Source organism: Saccharothrix sp. ST-888 (assembly GCF_000955975.1).
In the GTDB taxonomy this organism is placed as follows: Bacteria; Actinomycetota; Actinomycetes; order Streptomycetales; family Streptomycetaceae; genus Kitasatospora.
On the sequence record NZ_JYJF01000623.1, the window covers coordinates 1 to 347 of the forward strand.

General features: G+C 74.6%; 1 protein-coding gene. It reads left to right on the plus strand.

All coding sequences use genetic code 11. The annotated features are described in order from the left end of the window. The coding region (locus tag UK12_RS42195; protein ID WP_045307082.1) for a hypothetical protein at window positions 1-347 on the plus strand (347 nt) is incomplete at both ends.

Below are 347 nucleotides of genomic sequence, written 5' to 3' on the forward strand. Positions count from 1 at the left end.
AACCTGGGCATCCTCACGGTCCTGTCCACCTGCCACGCGATGCTCGGCATCCGCCCGGCCGCCGTCGGGGTCGCCATCGGCAGCCTGCTGATGGCCGGGGTGCTGATCGCCCCGTTCTGCCGCCGCCTGCCGCAAGGGCGCCGGCCGGAATCGCGCCGGGGCGGGGCCGGGCTGGTGCTGATGCCGCTCGCCCTCCTGCCGGTCGCCACCGTCACACTCACCCGCCAGGCCCCGGTCTTCATCGAGCGCTTCCTCGGCTCCGACCTGCCGGCCGGCCCCCTCCCGCACCTCAACTACGCCGCCAAGGTCTCCCCACTCGCCATGCCCTCGGCCCTCCCGACCTCCAC